11 protein-coding genes are annotated in these 15,716 nt (G+C 71.6%); 4 read left to right on the top strand and 7 right to left on the bottom strand.

Annotation, left to right across the window (positions count from 1 at the left end; all coding sequences use genetic code 11):
* Nucleotides 1–87 precede the first annotated feature (87 nt).
* A complete protein-coding gene (locus tag ACFV9M_RS10040) occupies nt 88–762 on the bottom strand; it encodes a Crp/Fnr family transcriptional regulator (protein WP_133928442.1) in 675 nt (224 codons plus the stop codon).
* A gap of 335 nt (nt 763–1,097) precedes the next feature.
* On the opposite strand from ACFV9M_RS10040, the gene nth reads away from it, so the two are divergent.
* The 3 genes from nth (at nt 1,098) to ACFV9M_RS10055 (ending at nt 4,206) form a co-directional block, all read left to right on the top strand.
* A complete protein-coding gene (gene nth / locus ACFV9M_RS10045) occupies nt 1,098–2,123 on the top strand; it encodes an endonuclease III (protein ID WP_385065481.1) in 1,026 nt (341 codons plus the stop codon).
* Nucleotides 2,124–2,297: 174 nt separating this feature from the next.
* Nucleotides 2,298–2,993, top strand: a complete 696-nt coding sequence (locus ACFV9M_RS10050; protein WP_385065478.1) for an NUDIX hydrolase — start codon at nt 2,298–2,300, stop codon at nt 2,991–2,993.
* Nucleotides 2,994–3,006: 13 nt separating this feature from the next.
* Complete coding sequence (locus ACFV9M_RS10055) at nt 3,007–4,206, top strand: MarP family serine protease (protein WP_385065475.1); 1,200 nt, start codon at nt 3,007–3,009, stop codon at nt 4,204–4,206.
* Between the two features lie 594 nt (nt 4,207–4,800).
* Here ACFV9M_RS10055 and ACFV9M_RS10060 read toward each other — a convergent pair.
* From ACFV9M_RS10060 to ACFV9M_RS10085, 6 genes are all read right to left on the bottom strand, one after another.
* Nucleotides 4,801–4,980 carry a hypothetical protein gene (locus ACFV9M_RS10060; RefSeq protein WP_385065472.1) on the bottom strand — a complete coding sequence of 60 codons (180 nt, stop codon included), beginning with the start codon at nt 4,978–4,980 and terminating at the stop codon, nt 4,801–4,803.
* A 140-nt stretch (nt 4,981–5,120) separates the two neighbouring features.
* On the bottom strand, nt 5,121–6,086 hold the full coding sequence (locus ACFV9M_RS10065) for an alpha/beta fold hydrolase (RefSeq protein WP_385065470.1): 966 nt from the start codon (nt 6,084–6,086) through the stop codon (nt 5,121–5,123).
* Entirely contained in the window at nt 6,083–6,571 is a 489-nt protein-coding gene (locus ACFV9M_RS10070; protein WP_385065467.1) for a phage holin family protein, read from the bottom strand. Before ACFV9M_RS10070 ends, ACFV9M_RS10065 begins: the two co-directional genes overlap by 4 nt.
* Nucleotides 6,572–6,971: 400 nt before the next feature.
* Nucleotides 6,972–8,408, bottom strand: coding sequence for a Na+/H+ antiporter NhaA (gene nhaA / locus ACFV9M_RS10075; RefSeq protein WP_385065464.1), 1,437 nt, complete (start codon nt 8,406–8,408; stop codon nt 6,972–6,974).
* Nucleotides 8,409–8,779: 371 nt separating this feature from the next.
* Nucleotides 8,780–10,738 (bottom strand): acetate--CoA ligase, encoded by a 1,959-nt coding sequence (gene acs, locus ACFV9M_RS10080; protein ID WP_385065461.1) that lies wholly within the window; start codon nt 10,736–10,738, stop codon nt 8,780–8,782.
* A gap of 545 nt (nt 10,739–11,283) precedes the next feature.
* Nucleotides 11,284–14,031, bottom strand: coding sequence for a SulP family inorganic anion transporter (locus ACFV9M_RS10085; RefSeq protein ID WP_385065459.1), 2,748 nt, complete (start codon nt 14,029–14,031; stop codon nt 11,284–11,286).
* Between the two features lie 337 nt (nt 14,032–14,368).
* Between ACFV9M_RS10085 and ACFV9M_RS10090 the strand changes: the two genes are divergently transcribed.
* A complete protein-coding gene (locus ACFV9M_RS10090; protein ID WP_385065457.1) occupies nt 14,369–15,676 on the top strand; it encodes a hypothetical protein in 1,308 nt (435 codons plus the stop codon).
* Nucleotides 15,677–15,716 lie beyond the last annotated feature (40 nt).

Genomic DNA, 15,716 nt, shown 5'->3' on the forward strand with positions numbered 1-15,716 from the left:
CGGTGTCGCGTCGGTGTCGGTCGGTGCGGTGTCGCGTCGGTGTCGGTCGGTGCGGTGTCGCGTCCGTGTCGGTCGGTGTCGCGTCGGTCAGCGCGACCGCTTGGCGAGCCGCTCCACGTCCAGCAGGATCACCGCGCGTGCCTCCAGGCGCAGCCATCCGCGCTGGGCGAAGTCGGCGAGTGCCTTGTTGACCGTCTCGCGGGAGGCGCCGACCAGCTGGGCCAGCTCCTCCTGCGTGAGGTCGTGGACGACGTGGATGCCTTCCTCGGACTGCACGCCGAAGCGGCGGGAGAGGTCCAGCAGGGCGCGGGCGACGCGACCGGGAACGTCCGAGAAGACCAGGTCCGACATGGCGTCGTTGGTCTTGCGCAGGCGCCGGGCGACGGCGCGCAGCAGCGCGGACGCCACCTCGGGGCGGGCGTTGAGCCAGGGCTGGAGGTCGCCGTGGCCGAGGCCCAGCAGCTTCACCTCGGTCAGCGCGGTGGCGGTCGCCGTGCGCGGGCCGGGGTCGAAGAGCGACAGCTCGCCGATCAGCTCGCTGGGGCCGACCACCGCCAGCATGTTCTCCCGGCCGTCCGGGGATGTGCGGTGGAGCTTGACCTTGCCCTCGGTGACGACGTAGAGCCGGTCGCCCGGGTCGCCCTCGTGGAACAGGGAGTCGCCACGGGCGAGGGTCACCTCACTCATGGAGGCGCGCAGCTCCGCGGCCTGCTCGTCGTCGAGAGCCGCGAAGAGCGGGTTGCGCCGCAGAACGTCGTCCACGAGTTCTCTCCTTGTCGACCTGCTCAGGGGATCTTGCTCCCCTGTCTGCCAGGGGACCGTGTTCCCCATTTTGCCGGACGGTCCAAACAGTGTGATCTGTCACAAGGATGCCGTACAGGTGTCCCGAGGTAAGCGGCAGGGGTCCAATCGGGGGCTGATCCTCCGAGGCCAAGGCGGATGTCGGCGGTGGGCTTTAGGCTGGCCGGGTGTCCAGAACGCCGGTGAGAGCGCAGGCCGAGGGGGCTGGAGCGGTGGTTGTACGACGGGATTCCGCTGTGGGCGAACAGGTGTCCGGTGAGGGTGAGAAAGCGGCGAAGGTGACGAAGAAGGCGCCTATGAAGAAAGCGCCCGTGGAGAAAGAGCCTGTGGAGAAAACGCCTGCCGGGCCGTCGGCCGGGAAGCCCCCGCGCGCCGGGACCGCCTCCGCCGTGACCGCCTCGGACAAGAGCCCCGCCGCCAGGACCGCCTCCGCCAAGAACCCCTCTGCCAAGAACCCCTCTGCCAAGAACCCCTCCGCCCGCAGCCCCTCCGCCGAGACCGCCGCCGCCAAGGCTCCGCGGGGAAAGGCGGCGTCCGCGGCGCGGAAGCCCGAGTCCCGTACGGCTCTCGTCCGCCGCGCACGTCGGATCAACCGCGAGCTCGCCGAGGTCTACCCCTACGCCCACCCCGAACTGGACTTCGAGAACCCCTTCCAGCTGCTGGTCGCCACGGTCCTGTCCGCGCAGACCACCGACCTGCGGGTCAACCAGACCACCCCCGCCCTCTTCGCCAAGTACCCCACCCCCGAGGACCTGGCCGCCGCCGACCCGCAGGAGGTCGAGGAGATCCTCCGGCCGTGCGGCTTCTTCCGGGCCAAGACCAGGTCGGTGATTGGGCTGTCCAAGGCCCTGGTGGAGGAGTTCGACGGCGAGGTCCCCGGGAAGCTGGAGGACCTGGTCAAGCTGCCCGGCGTCGGCCGCAAGACCGCCTTCGTGGTGCTGGGCAACGCGTTCGGCCGGCCCGGCATCACCGTGGACACGCATTTCCAGCGGCTGGTGCGGCGCTGGAAGTGGACCGAGGCGACCGACCCCGACAAGATCGAGGCGGAGATCGGCGCGCTCTTCCCCAAGAGCGACTGGACCGACCTCTCCCACCACGTCATCTGGCACGGCCGCCGCATCTGCCACGCCCGCAAGCCCGCCTGCGGCGCCTGCCCCATCGCCCCGCTCTGCCCGGCGTACGGCGAGGGCGAGACGGACCCGGAGAAGGCGACGAAGCTCCTGAAGTACGAGAAGGGCGGCTTCCCCGGCCAGCGTCTGAACCCGCCCCAGGCCTACCTGGACGCGGGCGGCCGGCCGGCGCCCCCGCTGGGGGCCGGATGACGGGAGGGGCGGGCCACGGGACCGCGCCCCGGCCCGCGGCCGCCCACGCGCCCCTTCCACGGCCCCGGCGACGGCTCCCTGCCCCGCCCCCGGACGCCCTGGCAGCGGCACGCGCCGCGGAACGATCTACGGGGGCTCGGGCGTTGGACTCGGCAGGACGGGGGTGGTGTCTCGGTGACGAGGGCGAGTGACACGCACGGCGGGCAGGTGACGGTCAGCAAGGCGGGGCTGCCGGGCTGGCTGGAGCCGGTGGTGAGGGCCGTGGAGACGGTGGAGCCGCGCCAGTTGAGCCGGTTCCTGCCGCCGGAGGACGGCGCGGGACGGCAGTCGGCCGTGCTGATCCTCTTCGGGGAGGGCGAGCGCGGCCCGGAGCTGCTGCTCATGGAGCGGGCCAGCTCCCTGCGCTCGCACGCGGGGCAGCCTTCCTTCCCCGGCGGTGCTCTCGACCCGGAGGACGGCGATCCGCACGGCGACGGGCCGCTGCGGGCGGCGCTGCGGGAAGCCGAGGAGGAGACCGGCCTCGACCCGGCCGGTGTGCAGCTCTTCGGCGTGCTGCCCAAGCTGTACATCCCGGTCAGCGGCTTCGTCGTGACGCCGTGCCTCGGCTGGTGGCGGGAGCCCAGCCCGGTCGGCGTGGTCGATCCCGCCGAGACGGCCCGCGTCTTCACGGTCCCCGTGGCCGATCTCACGGACCCCGCGAACCGCGCCATGGCCCTGCACCCCTCGGGCCACAGCGGTCCGGCGTTCACGGTCGCCTCCGCCCTCGTATGGGGGTTCACCGCCGGACTCATCGACCGCCTGCTGCACTACGCGGGATGGGAGCTGCCCTGGGACCACGAGAAGCAGGTCCCGCTCGACTGGCGGTCATGACAGGGTGTCCCTCGTGAACGTGCTGGACATCCTGTTGCTGGTCGCGGCCGTGTGGTTCGCGGTGGTGGGCTACCGCCAGGGCTTCGTCGTCGGCATCCTGTCGGTGATCGGGTTCCTGGGCGGCGGCCTCGTCGCCGTGTACCTGCTGCCCGTCATCTGGGACGCGTTGACCGACAACGCCGAGGTCAGTACGACGGCCGCCGTCGTCGCGGTCGTCGTGGTGATCGTCTGCGCCTCCGTCGGTCAGGCCCTGACCACCCACCTCGGCAACAAGCTGCGCCGGTACATCACCTGGTCCCCGGCCCGCGCGCTGGACGCCACCGGCGGCGCCCTCGTCAACGTCGTCGCCATGCTGCTCGTGGCGTGGCTGATCGGCTCCGCGCTCGCCGGCACCACCCTGCCCACGCTGGGCAAGGAGGTCCGCAACTCCACGGTCCTGCACGGGGTCTCCCGGGCACTGCCCGACCAGGCCGACAACTGGTTCGCCGACTTCTCCTCCGTCCTCGCCCAGAACGGCTTCCCGCAGGTCTTCAGCCCGTTCTCCAACGAGCCGATCACCGACGTCCAGCCGCCCGACCCGGCGCTCGCGGGCAGCGCGGTGGCCACGCGCGCGCAGCGCTCCATCGTCAAGGTCATGGGCACCGCGGAGAGCTGCGGCAAGGTCCTGGAAGGCACCGGCTTCGTCTTCGACGAGCGCCGCGTCATGACCAACGCGCACGTCGTCGGCGGCGTCGACGAGCCCACCGTCCAGATAGGCGGCGAGGGCCGCAAGTACGACGCCATCGTCGTGCTGTACGACTGGAAGCGCGACATCGCCGTCCTGGACGTACCGGACCTCGACGCGCCCGCCCTGGAGTTCACCACCGAGGACGCGGCGAGCGGCGACAGCGCGATCGTCGCCGGCTTCCCCGAGAACGGGTCGTACGACGTCCGTGCCGCGCGCGTACGCGGGCGCATCACGGCCAACGGCCCCGACATCTACCACCGCGGCACCGTCGGCCGCGAGGTCTACTCGTTGTACGCGACCGTCCGCCAGGGCAACTCCGGCGGCCCGCTGCTCACCCCGGAGGGCAAGGTGTACGGCGTGGTCTTCGCGAAGTCCCTCGACGACGCCGACACCGGTTATGCGCTCACCGCGGGCGAGATCCAGCAGGACATCGAACAGGGGCGCACCGCCGGCCAGGAAGTCGACAGCGACAACTGCGCGTTGTAGTCCCCGCCGCAGGGAGCGTGCCCGAAGGCCGGGCCCGCCCTCCCTGCGGGCGTACCCGGGGGAGACCCCGGCCTCTCACCCGCGCCGCGGTGCCGCACCCTCGCGGGACGTGTCCGCGGGCGGCCGGCGCTGCGGCGCACTGCCCCGCATGGGGCGCGCCCGGCGTGCCGCCCCGCGAGAGGCGTGCCGTACTCCCCGAGACACGCCCCACGGGTGCCGTGTCCGCGCCGGATGCCCTGGGCGGGGTGCGGGGTGCGGGGTGCGGGGTGCGGGGTGTGGGGTGCAGGGTCCGGGGTGCGGGTGCCCTGTGCGCATGACCCGTACGGGTGGTGCCTGCCCGGCGTCGGCGCGCCTGCGTCCCGTGCGGGTGGTGCCTGCCTGGCGTCGCGCACGACTGGTGCAGATGGTGCCTGCCTGGCGTCGCGCATGACCGGTGCGGGTGGTGCCCGCCCGGTGTGGGCGCGCCTGCGGCAGGTGCGACCGGTGGGGAGCAGCCGTGCCCGGCCAGGGGGCGTCAGGACGGCGCCGCACGGGGCCGGACGGGATGGACCCGCAGGAGGCGTGTCGCGGGGTGTGTCGTGGTGGGGCGGTCGGTCAGCCGCGCGGGTGACGCAGGCGTACCGAGACCCAACGGGCCCGGCGGCGCAGGATGCGCGGAATGCCCACGCGGAGGTCGCCGCCGCCTTGCGGCGCGTAACCTCGCTCGTGGGGGCTCAGGCCCGTGGCCGAGCGGCGGGTGCGTGCTGCGTCACTGTAGTCGTGCGTCCAGCCCATACACCGACGTCTGCCCTCGCCCCAAGGTCGATAACCGCCCGGAGGGCAGCCAATTGGCCTATGCGCCGGGCAATTGGCTGTTCGTAGAACAGGTGTTCATCCTCCGGATACCGGACGCGGCGACCGGGTCACCGACCGGGTCACCGATCGGGCTCGGGATCCTTCAGCCAGTTGACCAGTTCGGTGGAGAAGGCGACCGGGTCCTCCTCGTGCGGGTAGTGGCCGAGCCCGTCGAACAGCCGCCAGCGGTAGGGCGCTTCGACGTACTCCCCGGAGCCGGCCGCGCTGCGGGTGCGCAGCACCGGGTCGAGGGAGCCGTGCAGGTGCAGCGTCGGCACGCGCACGGGCCGTTTCATGCGCCGGTAGAACTGGACGCCGTCCGGCCGGGCCAGCGACCGCACCAGCCACCGGTACGGCTCCACCGAGCAGTGCGCCGTGGACGGGATGCACATCGCGCGCCGGTACGTCTCCAGCGCCTCCTCCTCCGGCGGCCGCGGCCCGGACCACTCCCGGATCAGCCGGCCCACCAGTTCCCCGTCGTCCGCGGTCAGCTGCCGCTCCGGGATCCAGGGCCGCTGGAACCCCCAGATGTGCGAGCCTGCGGCGGTCTGCCGGACGTCGGTGAGCATCGCCGAGCGCCAGCGGCGGGGGTGCGGCATCGAGGCGACCGCGAGGCGCCGTACCAGCTTGGGGCGCATGACGGCCGCCGTCCACGCCAGGTAGCCGCCCAGATCGTGGCCGACCAGCGCGGCGTCCGGCTCACCGAGGGAGCGGATCACGCCGGTGATGTCGAGGGCGAGGTTGGCGGGGTCGTAGCCGCGGGGGGTGCGGTCGCTGCCGCCGACGCCGCGCAGGTCCATGGCGACGGCCCGGAAGCCCGCGTCGGCGAGCGCGGTCAGCTGGTGCCGCCAGGTCCACCAGAACTGGGGGAAGCCGTGCACCAGCATCACGAGGGGGCCGTCGCCCAGCTCGGCGATGTGGAAGCGCGCGCCGTTCGCGGCGACCTCCCGGTGGGTCACCTTTCTGCCGTCGACCAGGTCGGGTCGTACGACTGCGGTGGGGGGCACCGGGGCGGGCTGCGCCGAAGGCGTCGCGGGGTCCGTCATGACGACGAGCGTGCCACAGCCTCGATGGCCTGCGGGGCCCGGTCCTGCGCGAGCTCGGGCCGCGGGTGCGGCTTCGCCTTCTGCAGCACGCCCGCGGACTCCTTCACGGAGGCGGCGACCTTCTGCGGACCCTTGCCCTTCTTGGCCTTCTTCGCGAAGACGACGCCGATCAGCACGAGGACCAGGGCCACGAGGACGTTGGCCGCGAACGACAGCAGGAAGCAGACGGCGAGATTCCAGCCGCTCCAGGTCCGGATGCCGTAGGCGAGGGCGAAGTTCAGCATCGGCAGCGAGAAGAGGAGGATCGCGCCGGCCAGCGAGAACGCGCCGCCGCTCGTCGCGCCCCGCTTGACGTCCTGCCTGAGCTGCGCCTTCGCCAGCGCGATCTCGTCGTGCACCAGCGCCGACAACTCGGTCGTCGCGGACGCGAACAGCTGGCCGATGCTTCGTTCGGCGCCGACCGGGCTGCCGTCGGGTGCGCTCATCGCGGTCTCCCTCGTCTTGTACGGTTCCGCCGTCTTCTGCCTGACTGCGTACGGTCCCGTCTTTTGTACCGTCCCGTCAGATCATGCCGGACGGCCGCCCTCCTCGCCCGCCCCGCCCGGGACTTCGGCCGGCCCGTGGCGTGTGCCGGACGCACGGAGGGCGGGCTTCCGCCGCCCGGACGCCCGGCCGCCGTCCTGCGCGGGCCCGTGGGCCGACTGCGGGGGCGGTCCCTGAGCCGCCGGACCGCGAGACCGGCTTCCGGGTCCCAGGGTCGGTTTCAGGGGCCCAGGAGCCGGTTTCCGGGGGGCCAGGGTCGGTTTCAGGGGCTGGCTTCGGGGGTCCCGGGGTCGGTTTCAGGGGCTGGCTTCGGGGGTCTCAGGGGCCCGGGTGTCCCGGGTATCAGGGGCTGGCTTCGGGGGTCTCATGGGTGGTTCCAGGGGCCGGCGCTCCGGACGTCGCCCGAACCTGCTCCTCGGCGATCCGGCGGTGTTCGGCGGCCTTGCGGTCGTAGATTGCGGCCATGCGCAGGTGGTACGCCGGATCGTCCTCTTCGTAGACGTCAGGGATGCCGTCGAGGTCGTCGTCGCGCTCCTCCTCCTCGCTCATCCGGCGGTACCTGGCGTTGCGCACCTTCAGCAGGACGGTCGCCAGGCACGCCGCGATCAGCGAGCCCGTCAGGACGGCGGCCTTGACCTCTCCGGTGAGGGCCGCGTCGCCCTCGAACGCCAGTTCCCCGATGAGCAGGGAGACGGTGAAGCCGATGCCGGCGAGCGACGCGACGGCGAAGACGTCCGCCCAGGCGAGGTCCTCGCTGAGGGAGGCCCGGGTGAACCGGACCGTGAGCCAGGACCCGCCGAAGATGCCGACCGTCTTGCCGACGACGAGCCCCAGGACGATACCGAGGGTCTCCGGCTGGGAGAACACGTCGGCGAGCGCGTTGCCCGAGATCGCCACACCGGCGCTGAACAGGGCGAACAGTGGAACGGCGAGGCCCGCGGAGAGGGGGCGTACGAGATGCTCGATGCGCTCACCCGGGGAGTGCTCCTCGCCCTCCCGGCGGGTGCAGCGCAGCATCAGGCCCATGGCGACGCCGGCGATGGTGGCATGGATGCCGCTGTTGTACATCAGGGCCCAGACGACGACCGCGAGCGGAACGTACACGTACCAGCCGCGCACGCCCGCCCGCAGCAGCAGCCAGAACAGTGCCAGGCCGGCGACCGCACCGCCGAGTGCGGCGAAGTCGAGGGACTCCGTGAAGAAGACGGCGATGATCAGGATCGCGAACAGGTCGTCGACGACGGCGAGGGTGAGCAGGAAGGCGCGCAGGGCGCTCGGCAGCGAGGTGCCGATGACGGCGAGTACGGCCAGCGCGAAGGCGATGTCGGTGGCGGTCGGCACGGCCCAGCCGTCGGTCGATCCGCCGCCGGTGAGATTGGTCAGGGTGTAGACGAGCGCCGGTACGGCCATACCGCACAGAGCCGCCACCACGGGCAGCACGGCGGCCTTGGGGTCCCTCAGGTCACCGGCGACCAGCTCACGCTTGAGCTCGATGCCGGCGACGAAGAAGAAGACGGCGAGCAGGCCGTCGGCGGCCCAGTGCGCGATCGACAGGTTCAGGCCGAGGGCCTCGGGGCCGAGGTGGAGGTGACTGACGCTCTCGTAGCTGTCGTGCAGGGCGGGGACGTTCGCCCAGACCAGTGCGGCGACGGCGGCGACGAGCAGGAGCACACCGCCGACGGTCTCGGTGCGGAGCGCGTCCGCGACGAAGGTCCGCTCGGGGAGGGACAGCCGTCCGAGGACCTTGCGGGGGGCGGGAGTGCGGGGCGGCGCGGTCACGGGGCGAGACCTCCGGTCGGTGGGCAGGACGGAACACCTGCCGACCAGACTTCCCGGCGCACCTATTTGCTTATTTTACGCAATGGGCATGGAGAGGGGCTCTGCGGCCACCGTGGCGGGCGCGAAGGGGGGCACCCGGTGGTGCACCGGCCCCCGGGGCCGGGGCCCGGGTGCGACGTTCTCAGTCGTACCCGGGCACCCGTCGCGGTTCTCAGCCGCCGCTCTCCGTCGACGATCTCAGCCGCCGTTCGCGCTCGTCACGCTCGGCCGCCGTGCTCAGCCGTCACGCTCAGCTGTCACGCTCGGCCCTCGTGCTCAGCCGTCGCGCTCGGTCGACGTTCGCGCTCGTCACGCTCGGCCGTCATGGCCGCTCAGTCCTCGCTCGGTGCGGCCGGCAGCTTGGCCTGGATGAGATCCATGACCGTGGAGTCGGTGAGCGTGGTGACGTCACCGAGCTGACGGTTCTCGGCGACGTCCCGCAGCAGGCGGCGCATGATCTTGCCGGAGCGGGTCTTCGGCAGTTCGGCCACCGGGAGGATGCGCTTCGGCTTGGCGATGGGGCCGAGGGTGGCGCCGACGTGGTTGCGCAGGTCGTTGACGAGGCTCTCGTCCTCCGACGCAGTACCGCGCAGGATCACGAAGGCGACGATCGCCTGCCCCGTCGTCTCGTCCGCCGCGCCGACGACGGCCGCCTCGGCCACCGCCGGGTGGGAGACCAGCGCCGACTCCACCTCGGTGGTGGAGATGTTGTGCCCCGACACGAGCATCACGTCGTCCACCCGGCCCAGCAGCCAGATGTCGCCGTCGTCGTCCCTCTTCGCGCCGTCACCGGCGAAGTACTTGCCTTCGAAGCGCGACCAGTACGTGTCGAGGAAGCGCTGGTCGTCGCCCCAGATGGTGCGCAGCATCGACGGCCACGGCTCGGTGAGGACCAGGTAGCCGCCCCCGCCGTCGGGCACCTCGTTCGCCTCGTCGTCGACGACGGTCGCCGCGATGCCGGGCAGCGGGCGCTGGGCCGATCCGGGCTTGGCCTCGGTGACGCCCGGCAGTGGCGAGATCATCATCGCGCCGGTCTCGGTCTGCCACCAGGTGTCGACGACGGGGGTGCGGTCCGCGCCGATGTGCTTGCGGTACCAGATCCAGGCCTCGGGGTTGATCGGCTCCCCGACGGACCCCAGGACGCGCAGGCTGGAGAGGTCGAACTTCGCGGGGATGTCGTCGCCCCACTTCATGAACGTACGGATCGCGGTAGGCGCCGTGTACAGGATCGTCACGCCGTACTTCTGGACGATCTCCCAGAAGCGGCCCTGGTGGGGGGTGTCCGGTGTGCCCTCGTACATGACCTGCGTCGCGCCGTTCGCCAGCGGCCCGTACACGATGTACGAGTGCCCGGTGACCCAGCCGACGTCGGCGGTGCACCAGTACACGTCCGTCTCCGGCTTCAGGTCGAAGACGGCGTGGTGGGTGTAGGCGGTCTGGGTGAGGTAGCCGCCGGAGGTGTGCAGGATGCCCTTCGGCTTCCCGGTGGTGCCGGAGGTGTAGAGGATGAACAGCGGGTGCTCGGCCTCGAACGCCTCCGGCGTGTGCTCCGCCGACTGCCGCCCGACGATCTCGTGCCACCACTGGTCGCGGCCGCCGTCCCACGCGACGTCCTGGCCGGTGCGGCGGACCACGAGCACGTGCTCGACATTGTCGACCTTGGCGACCGCCTCGTCGACGGCCGGCTTGAGCGCGGACGGCTTGCCGCGCCGGTAGCCGCCGTCCGCCGTGATGACCACCTTGGCGTCGGCGTCCTGGATACGGGTCGCCAGCGCGTCCGCCGAGAAACCGCCGAAGACGACCGAGTGCGCGGCGCCGATACGGGCGCACGCCAGCATCGCGACCGCCGTCTCGGGGATCATCGGCATGTAGACGGCGACCCGGTCGCCCTTGCGGACCCCCAGCTCCAGCAGGGCGTTGGCGGCCCGGGAGACCTCGTCCTTGAGCTCGGCGTAGGTGATCGCGCGACTGTCGCCGGGCTCGCCCTCGAAGTGGATCGCGACCCGGTCGCCGTGCCCCGCCTCCACGTGCCGGTCCACGCAGTTGTACGCGACGTTGAGCTCGCCGTCCTTGAACCACTTGGCGAACGGCGGGTTCGACCAGTCCAGCGTCTCCGTCGGCTCCTTGGCCCAGGTCAGCCGGCGGGCCTGCGCGGCCCAGAAGCCGAGCCTGTCAGCCTTGGCCTGTTCGTACGCCTCCGCCGTCACATTGGCGTGGGCCGCCAGGTCGGCGGGGGGCGCGAACCTGCGCTCCTCCTTGAGCAGGTTGGAAAGGGAGGACGAATCGCTCACTGTTCCCTCTCCTTCCCGGGCAGGTTGGCCAGGCTCTTCTTGCTCACGACATCTCCCTCTCGCAGGGTGTCCGTTGTGTCCCAGGCCACACCTCATCAGACCCGGGGGCCCGGTGACAAGGGGCGACGGACAATTGGTTTAGACCTGTGGACTGTGTTCTCGGCTCGTTTCCCGTGGCCGGCCCCGCCCGTCGGCCGGGGGTCATCCGTAGCCACGGACGCCGACCGGGCCGAGTTCAGCCTCAGTGACGCCTTTCACATCCCCACCCGAGGGCGAGTGAAGCACCGGCCAGGCGAGGGGAGCCCGAGTGAGCAGCGGACAGGGCGGGAGTGGCGGTCTGAGGGGTGCCACCAGTCGCTGGGATCTAGGACACCTACGGAACCCGACATGCCGGGAATCCGGCATGGCCGGAACCGGAACCGTTCACGCGGTCAAGGGCAGGCTGTCGCCCCTGCGTCCCGGTGAAGCTGTGACCGCTGCACCGGGCCGGTGACGGAGCCGGCGTGCGACCCCGCCCCGACGGGGGCCGCACACCGGCACCGGGTTCATGCCGACACGTCCATCACCCCCACGTGGTCGAACACCTCGCCGTCGTTCTTGTCTCTCTCGGTGAGCAGATACGCCTGTGCCTCGCCCACGTGGAAGTACATCCCGTGGAGCTCCAGCGCCCCGGCCCGCAGCGCGCGGGCCACCGACTCATGGGCGCGCAGATGGTCCAGCTGCTGGACCACATTGATCAGGCAGAGCTGCTCGACCGCGTCGGCGGGCGCCCGCCCGGCCAGCCGGACCCAGGGGCGGCCGGCGTCGGCCATCCGCTCCAGGCTCGGCAGCCCGAGCCGCAGCCATCGCTTCAACGGCGTCTGCTCAACACCCGGTTCGGAGGCGATGAGCGCCTGCATGGCCCCGCACCCGGAGTGCCCACACACCGTGATGGACCGCACCTTGAGCACGTCCACCGCGTACTCGATGGCGGCCGCCACCGAGTCGTCCCCGCTCTCCTCACCGGGCGGCGGAACCAGGTTGCCCACGTTCCGCACGACGAACAGGTCGCCGGGACCACTGGAGGTGATCATCGACGTGACCAGTCGTGAGTCGGCGCAGGTGAGGAACAGCTGGGACGGCTGCTGCCCCTCGCGGGCCAGTCGCGCGAGTTCACCTCGCACCAGCGGCGCGGTGTTCCGGTGGAACGCGTTGATTCCACGGACGAGTTGGTGTGCGCTCGGTTCGGTATCGGCGGATCTGGCTGCGGTGGTCGGTTCGGTTTCGACAGATCTGGCCGGGGTGGTCGGTTCGGAGTCGGCGGACCTGGCCGGGGTGGTCGGTTGGGAGCCGGTGGACCTGGTGGGGGTGGCCGGTTGGGAGTCGGCCGATCTGCCCGGAGCGGTCGGTTCGGGGCCGGTGGCTCTGCCCGGGGTGGCCGGTTCGGAGCCGGTGTCTCTGCCCGGGGCGGGCGGCTCCTCGGACATCGGTGTGGTGGCCTCCGAACCGCCTGCCTCCTCGCGCGCGTCGGATGTGGTGGGTCCGTCCGGACGGATGCCCGCTTTCCCGATCGACGGCCGCCCCTCCGGCTTCCCTTCGGTCCCGTCGACGGGTGAGGACGAGGGTGTGGACGAGGGCGCGGACGGCGGAACCTCGCACTGGTGGTTGCGCCAAGGCGTCCAGGGGCGGCATCGGCAGCCGGCTCTGGGGTCGCCGGTCACCGGGTCGGAGTCTGGAGCCTCGGCGGCGGTGGGCTCGGCGACCTTCACCCCGCTGCCGGGGCTGCGGCCGGTCAGTTCGACGGTACCTCCCTGCGCGGTGTGCGTCTTCTGCCAGTCCTGCAGGGTCTCGTACGCCGCGTGGTCCATGAAGGATCCGTCCAACTCGACCACGACCGGGGTGCCGTGGGGCACCAGGTGCAGGGCCCGGCTGAGCCGGGGCACCGCGAGAAACGTCAACTGTCCTCGTACGTGCAAGTGATGGACTCCTTCCTTCTCGTCGTGGGTGATGCGAGTACGGGCGAGGCGGTGCAGGGAGACGGCGACAGCCACGGCGATCCCCAACGCCACGCCCTCGAGGACGCCGAGGACCACCACGCCGAGGGTGGTGACGGCGTACACCGGAACCTCTCGGTGGCGGGTCACCGTGCGGATGTGGTGCAGGGACACCATCTGGATGCCGACGGCCATCACCAGGGCGGCGAGCGAGGCGAGCGGGATGAACTCCAGGACCGGGACCATCAGCAGCGCGGCGACTACTACGAGAACGCCGTGCAGCATCGTGGAGTTCCGGCTCACCGCACCGGCGTGGACATTCGCGGTAGTGCGCACGGCCACGCCGGCGACGGGCAGTCCGCCGAGTGCGCCGGAGGCGATGTTGGCGGCGCCCTGCCCGAGCAGTTCACGGTCGAGGTCGGAGCGGCCGACCCGGGCGGACAGCCCGGGGCGGGAGGCGATCAGCTTGTCCACGGCGACCGCGCCGAGCAGTGACTGCACACTGCACACCAGCGTGATGGTGAGCACGGCCGTGATGAGACCGAGCACCGGTCCCTCGGGCAGTCCGGCCAGGGCGTGACTTCTCCACGACGGCAGCTCGACCCTGGGCTGGGTCAGGTCGGCGAGTGCGGCGGTCGCGGTGGCCCCGGCGACGGCGACGAGCGCCGCGGGCAGCGTGCGCAGCAGCCGGCCCACCCGGCCGGGCAGGCGCGGCCAGAGCAGCAGCAGGACCAGGGTGAGGGCGCTGACGGCGACAGCGGCGGGGTGGAGGTCCGCCAACTGGGCCGGCAGTGCCCGGAGGTTGTCGAGGACGGAGCTCTGCGGGCTGCCGCCGAGGACGATGTGGAGCTGGGCCACGGCGATGGTGACGCCGATGCCGGCGAGCATGCCGTGCACGATCGCGGGGCTGACGGCGAGTGCGCCGCGTGCCACACGCAGGCAGCCGAGGCCGAGCTGGGCGAGGCCGGCGAGGACGGTGATGGCGCACGTCGTCCGCCAGCCGTAGCGGTGGATGAGGTCGGCGGTGACGACGGTCAGTCCGGCGGCGGGGCCGCTGACCTGGAGCGGTGAACCGCCGAGCCGCCCGGCGACGATCCCGCCGACGGCGGCCGCGACGAGACCGGCTTGCAGGGGCGCGCCGGTGGCGAGTGCGATGCCGAGGGACAGGGGCAGGGCGATCAGGAAGACCGCGATCGAGGCGGACACGTCGGCGCCGTCGATATGGAAGCGGCGCCGCCGGGGCGGTGGGGGGCTGTGTGGGGGGTGGACGCGCCGGGTGTGCGTCGAGTCGGACGTGCGGGTGGGGACGCAGGCTGACATGTTCCCGTCTCCTCCGGGCAGCGCGGTCGCGGAACAGGTGGTCCCCCGCGGGTGGCGGGGGTGGTCGCGGCCGTGGGTCACGGCGTGCAGTGGCGGGATGATGAATCAACGTTCAGTAAACAGATCGTAATGCAGAGTAAAGGCGAAGCATGGACTTCCCAGGCAAATAGGTCAATAGATCACCCAGAGGGGTGAAGCAGGTCTTTTATCGGCTTGTCGTACTAATTCCTTCTCGGTCCCGTGCGACCTTGGCGGCGCTGTCGGCTCCTCCCGACATGCCACCCGCCGAACGCCCCTGTCGGCGTCGGCCTGAGAGAAGGAAGAAGGTGGGCGGAAGATGGCCGCCACCCAGAGGATCGCTGCGAACGCCGTGGTTGCCGCGGCCGTCGCCGCATCGCTTGCGGGCTGCACGACAGCAACCGGCGGGACCGACGGTCTCCGGGAAGGAGCGCCCGGCCCGCCAAACGGAGAGCAGGCCCCGGCTCCGCGTAACGGCGAGCAGGCCACGGCCCCCGGGAGTGCAGACCGCCTGATCGGCGACGGCTCCACCGCCTTCACCGGTGCCCAGCCGTACCAGCCCAGACCCGAGCGTCTGAAGCCGGGCCGGAAGCCGCCGCAGTTCGTCGTCTTCTCCTGGGACGGTGCCGGCGAGGACAGTCAGCGGCTGTTCTCCCACTTCCGCAAGGTGGCCAAGGCGAACAACGCCTCGATGACGTACTTCCTCAGCGGCGTGTACCTGCTGCCGGACGACAAGCGCGACCTCTACAAGCCGCCCCAGCACTCGCCGGGCCGCTCGGACATCGGCTTCAACGACCGTCAGGGCATCGCCGCCACCGTGCAGCAACTGCGTCTGGCCTGGCTGGAGGGCAACGAGATCGGCACCCACTTCAACGGCCACTTCTGCGGCAAGGGCGGCGGGGTCGGAGAGTGGTCGGTCGAGGAGTGGAAGGACGAGATCGCCCAGGCCAAGCAGTTCGTGAAGACCTGGAAGAGCAACACCGGCATGAAGACGGCGGCGCCGCTGCCCTTCGACTACGACAAGGAGCTCGTCGGAGCCCGCACCCCCTGCCTGGAAGGCCGGGAGAACTTCATGAAGGCGGCCCGTGAACTCGGCTTCCGCTACGACACCAGCGGCGTCAACAACCAGGTCTGGCCCGGGAGGCAACAGGGCCTGTGGGACCTGTCGATGCAGCTCGTGCCCTTCCCCGGCCACTCCTACGAGCAGCTCACCATGGACTACAACTTCATGGTCAACCAGTCCGGCACCACCACCCAGGGAGACCCCGACAAGCATGCCTACTGGGGGGACCAGATGCGCGACGGCCTGCTCGGCGGCTTCCGGCGCGCCTACGACGGCAACCGCGCGCCCCTGATCATCGGCAACCACTTCGAGTCCTGGAACGGCGGTGCCTACATGCGCGCCGTCGAGGAGGTCGTGGAGGCCGTCTGCACCAAGGAGGACGTGCGCTGTGTCTCCTTCCGGCAGTTGGCCGACTGGCTGGACGCCCAGGACCCGCGCGTCCTGGCCAAGCTGCGCACCCTGGAGGTCGGCGAGTCCCCGAGGCAGGGCTGGGAGACCTTCCTCTCCGGCGACCCCGCCCCGGCCCCGAAGGGCGTGCCCGGGGCGCCGCCGGCCCGCCAGTAGGTGTTGGGGCGGGCGGTGGACGCCGGCGGGCGGTAGGTGC

The organism is Streptomyces sp. NPDC059895, from assembly GCF_042731035.1.
Lineage (GTDB): Bacteria > Actinomycetota > Actinomycetes > Streptomycetales > Streptomycetaceae > Streptomyces.

Excerpts from the sequence above, each read along its gene's own strand:
- nth (WP_385065481.1), top strand. The coding sequence starts at position 1,098 with ATGAAGAAAGCGCCCGTGGAGAAAGAGCCTGTGGAGAAAACGCCTGCC.
- ACFV9M_RS10060 (WP_385065472.1), bottom strand. The coding sequence starts at position 4,980 with ATGGGCTGGACGCACGACTACAGTGACGCAGCACGCACCCGCCGCTCG.
- ACFV9M_RS10065 (WP_385065470.1), bottom strand. The coding sequence starts at position 6,086 with ATGACGGACCCCGCGACGCCTTCGGCGCAGCCCGCCCCGGTGCCCCCC.
- ACFV9M_RS10070 (WP_385065467.1), bottom strand. The coding sequence starts at position 6,571 with ATGAGCGCACCCGACGGCAGCCCGGTCGGCGCCGAACGAAGCATCGGC.
- ACFV9M_RS10085 (WP_385065459.1), bottom strand. The coding sequence starts at position 14,031 with ATGTCAGCCTGCGTCCCCACCCGCACGTCCGACTCGACGCACACCCGG.
- ACFV9M_RS10090 (WP_385065457.1), top strand. The coding sequence starts at position 14,369 with ATGGCCGCCACCCAGAGGATCGCTGCGAACGCCGTGGTTGCCGCGGCC.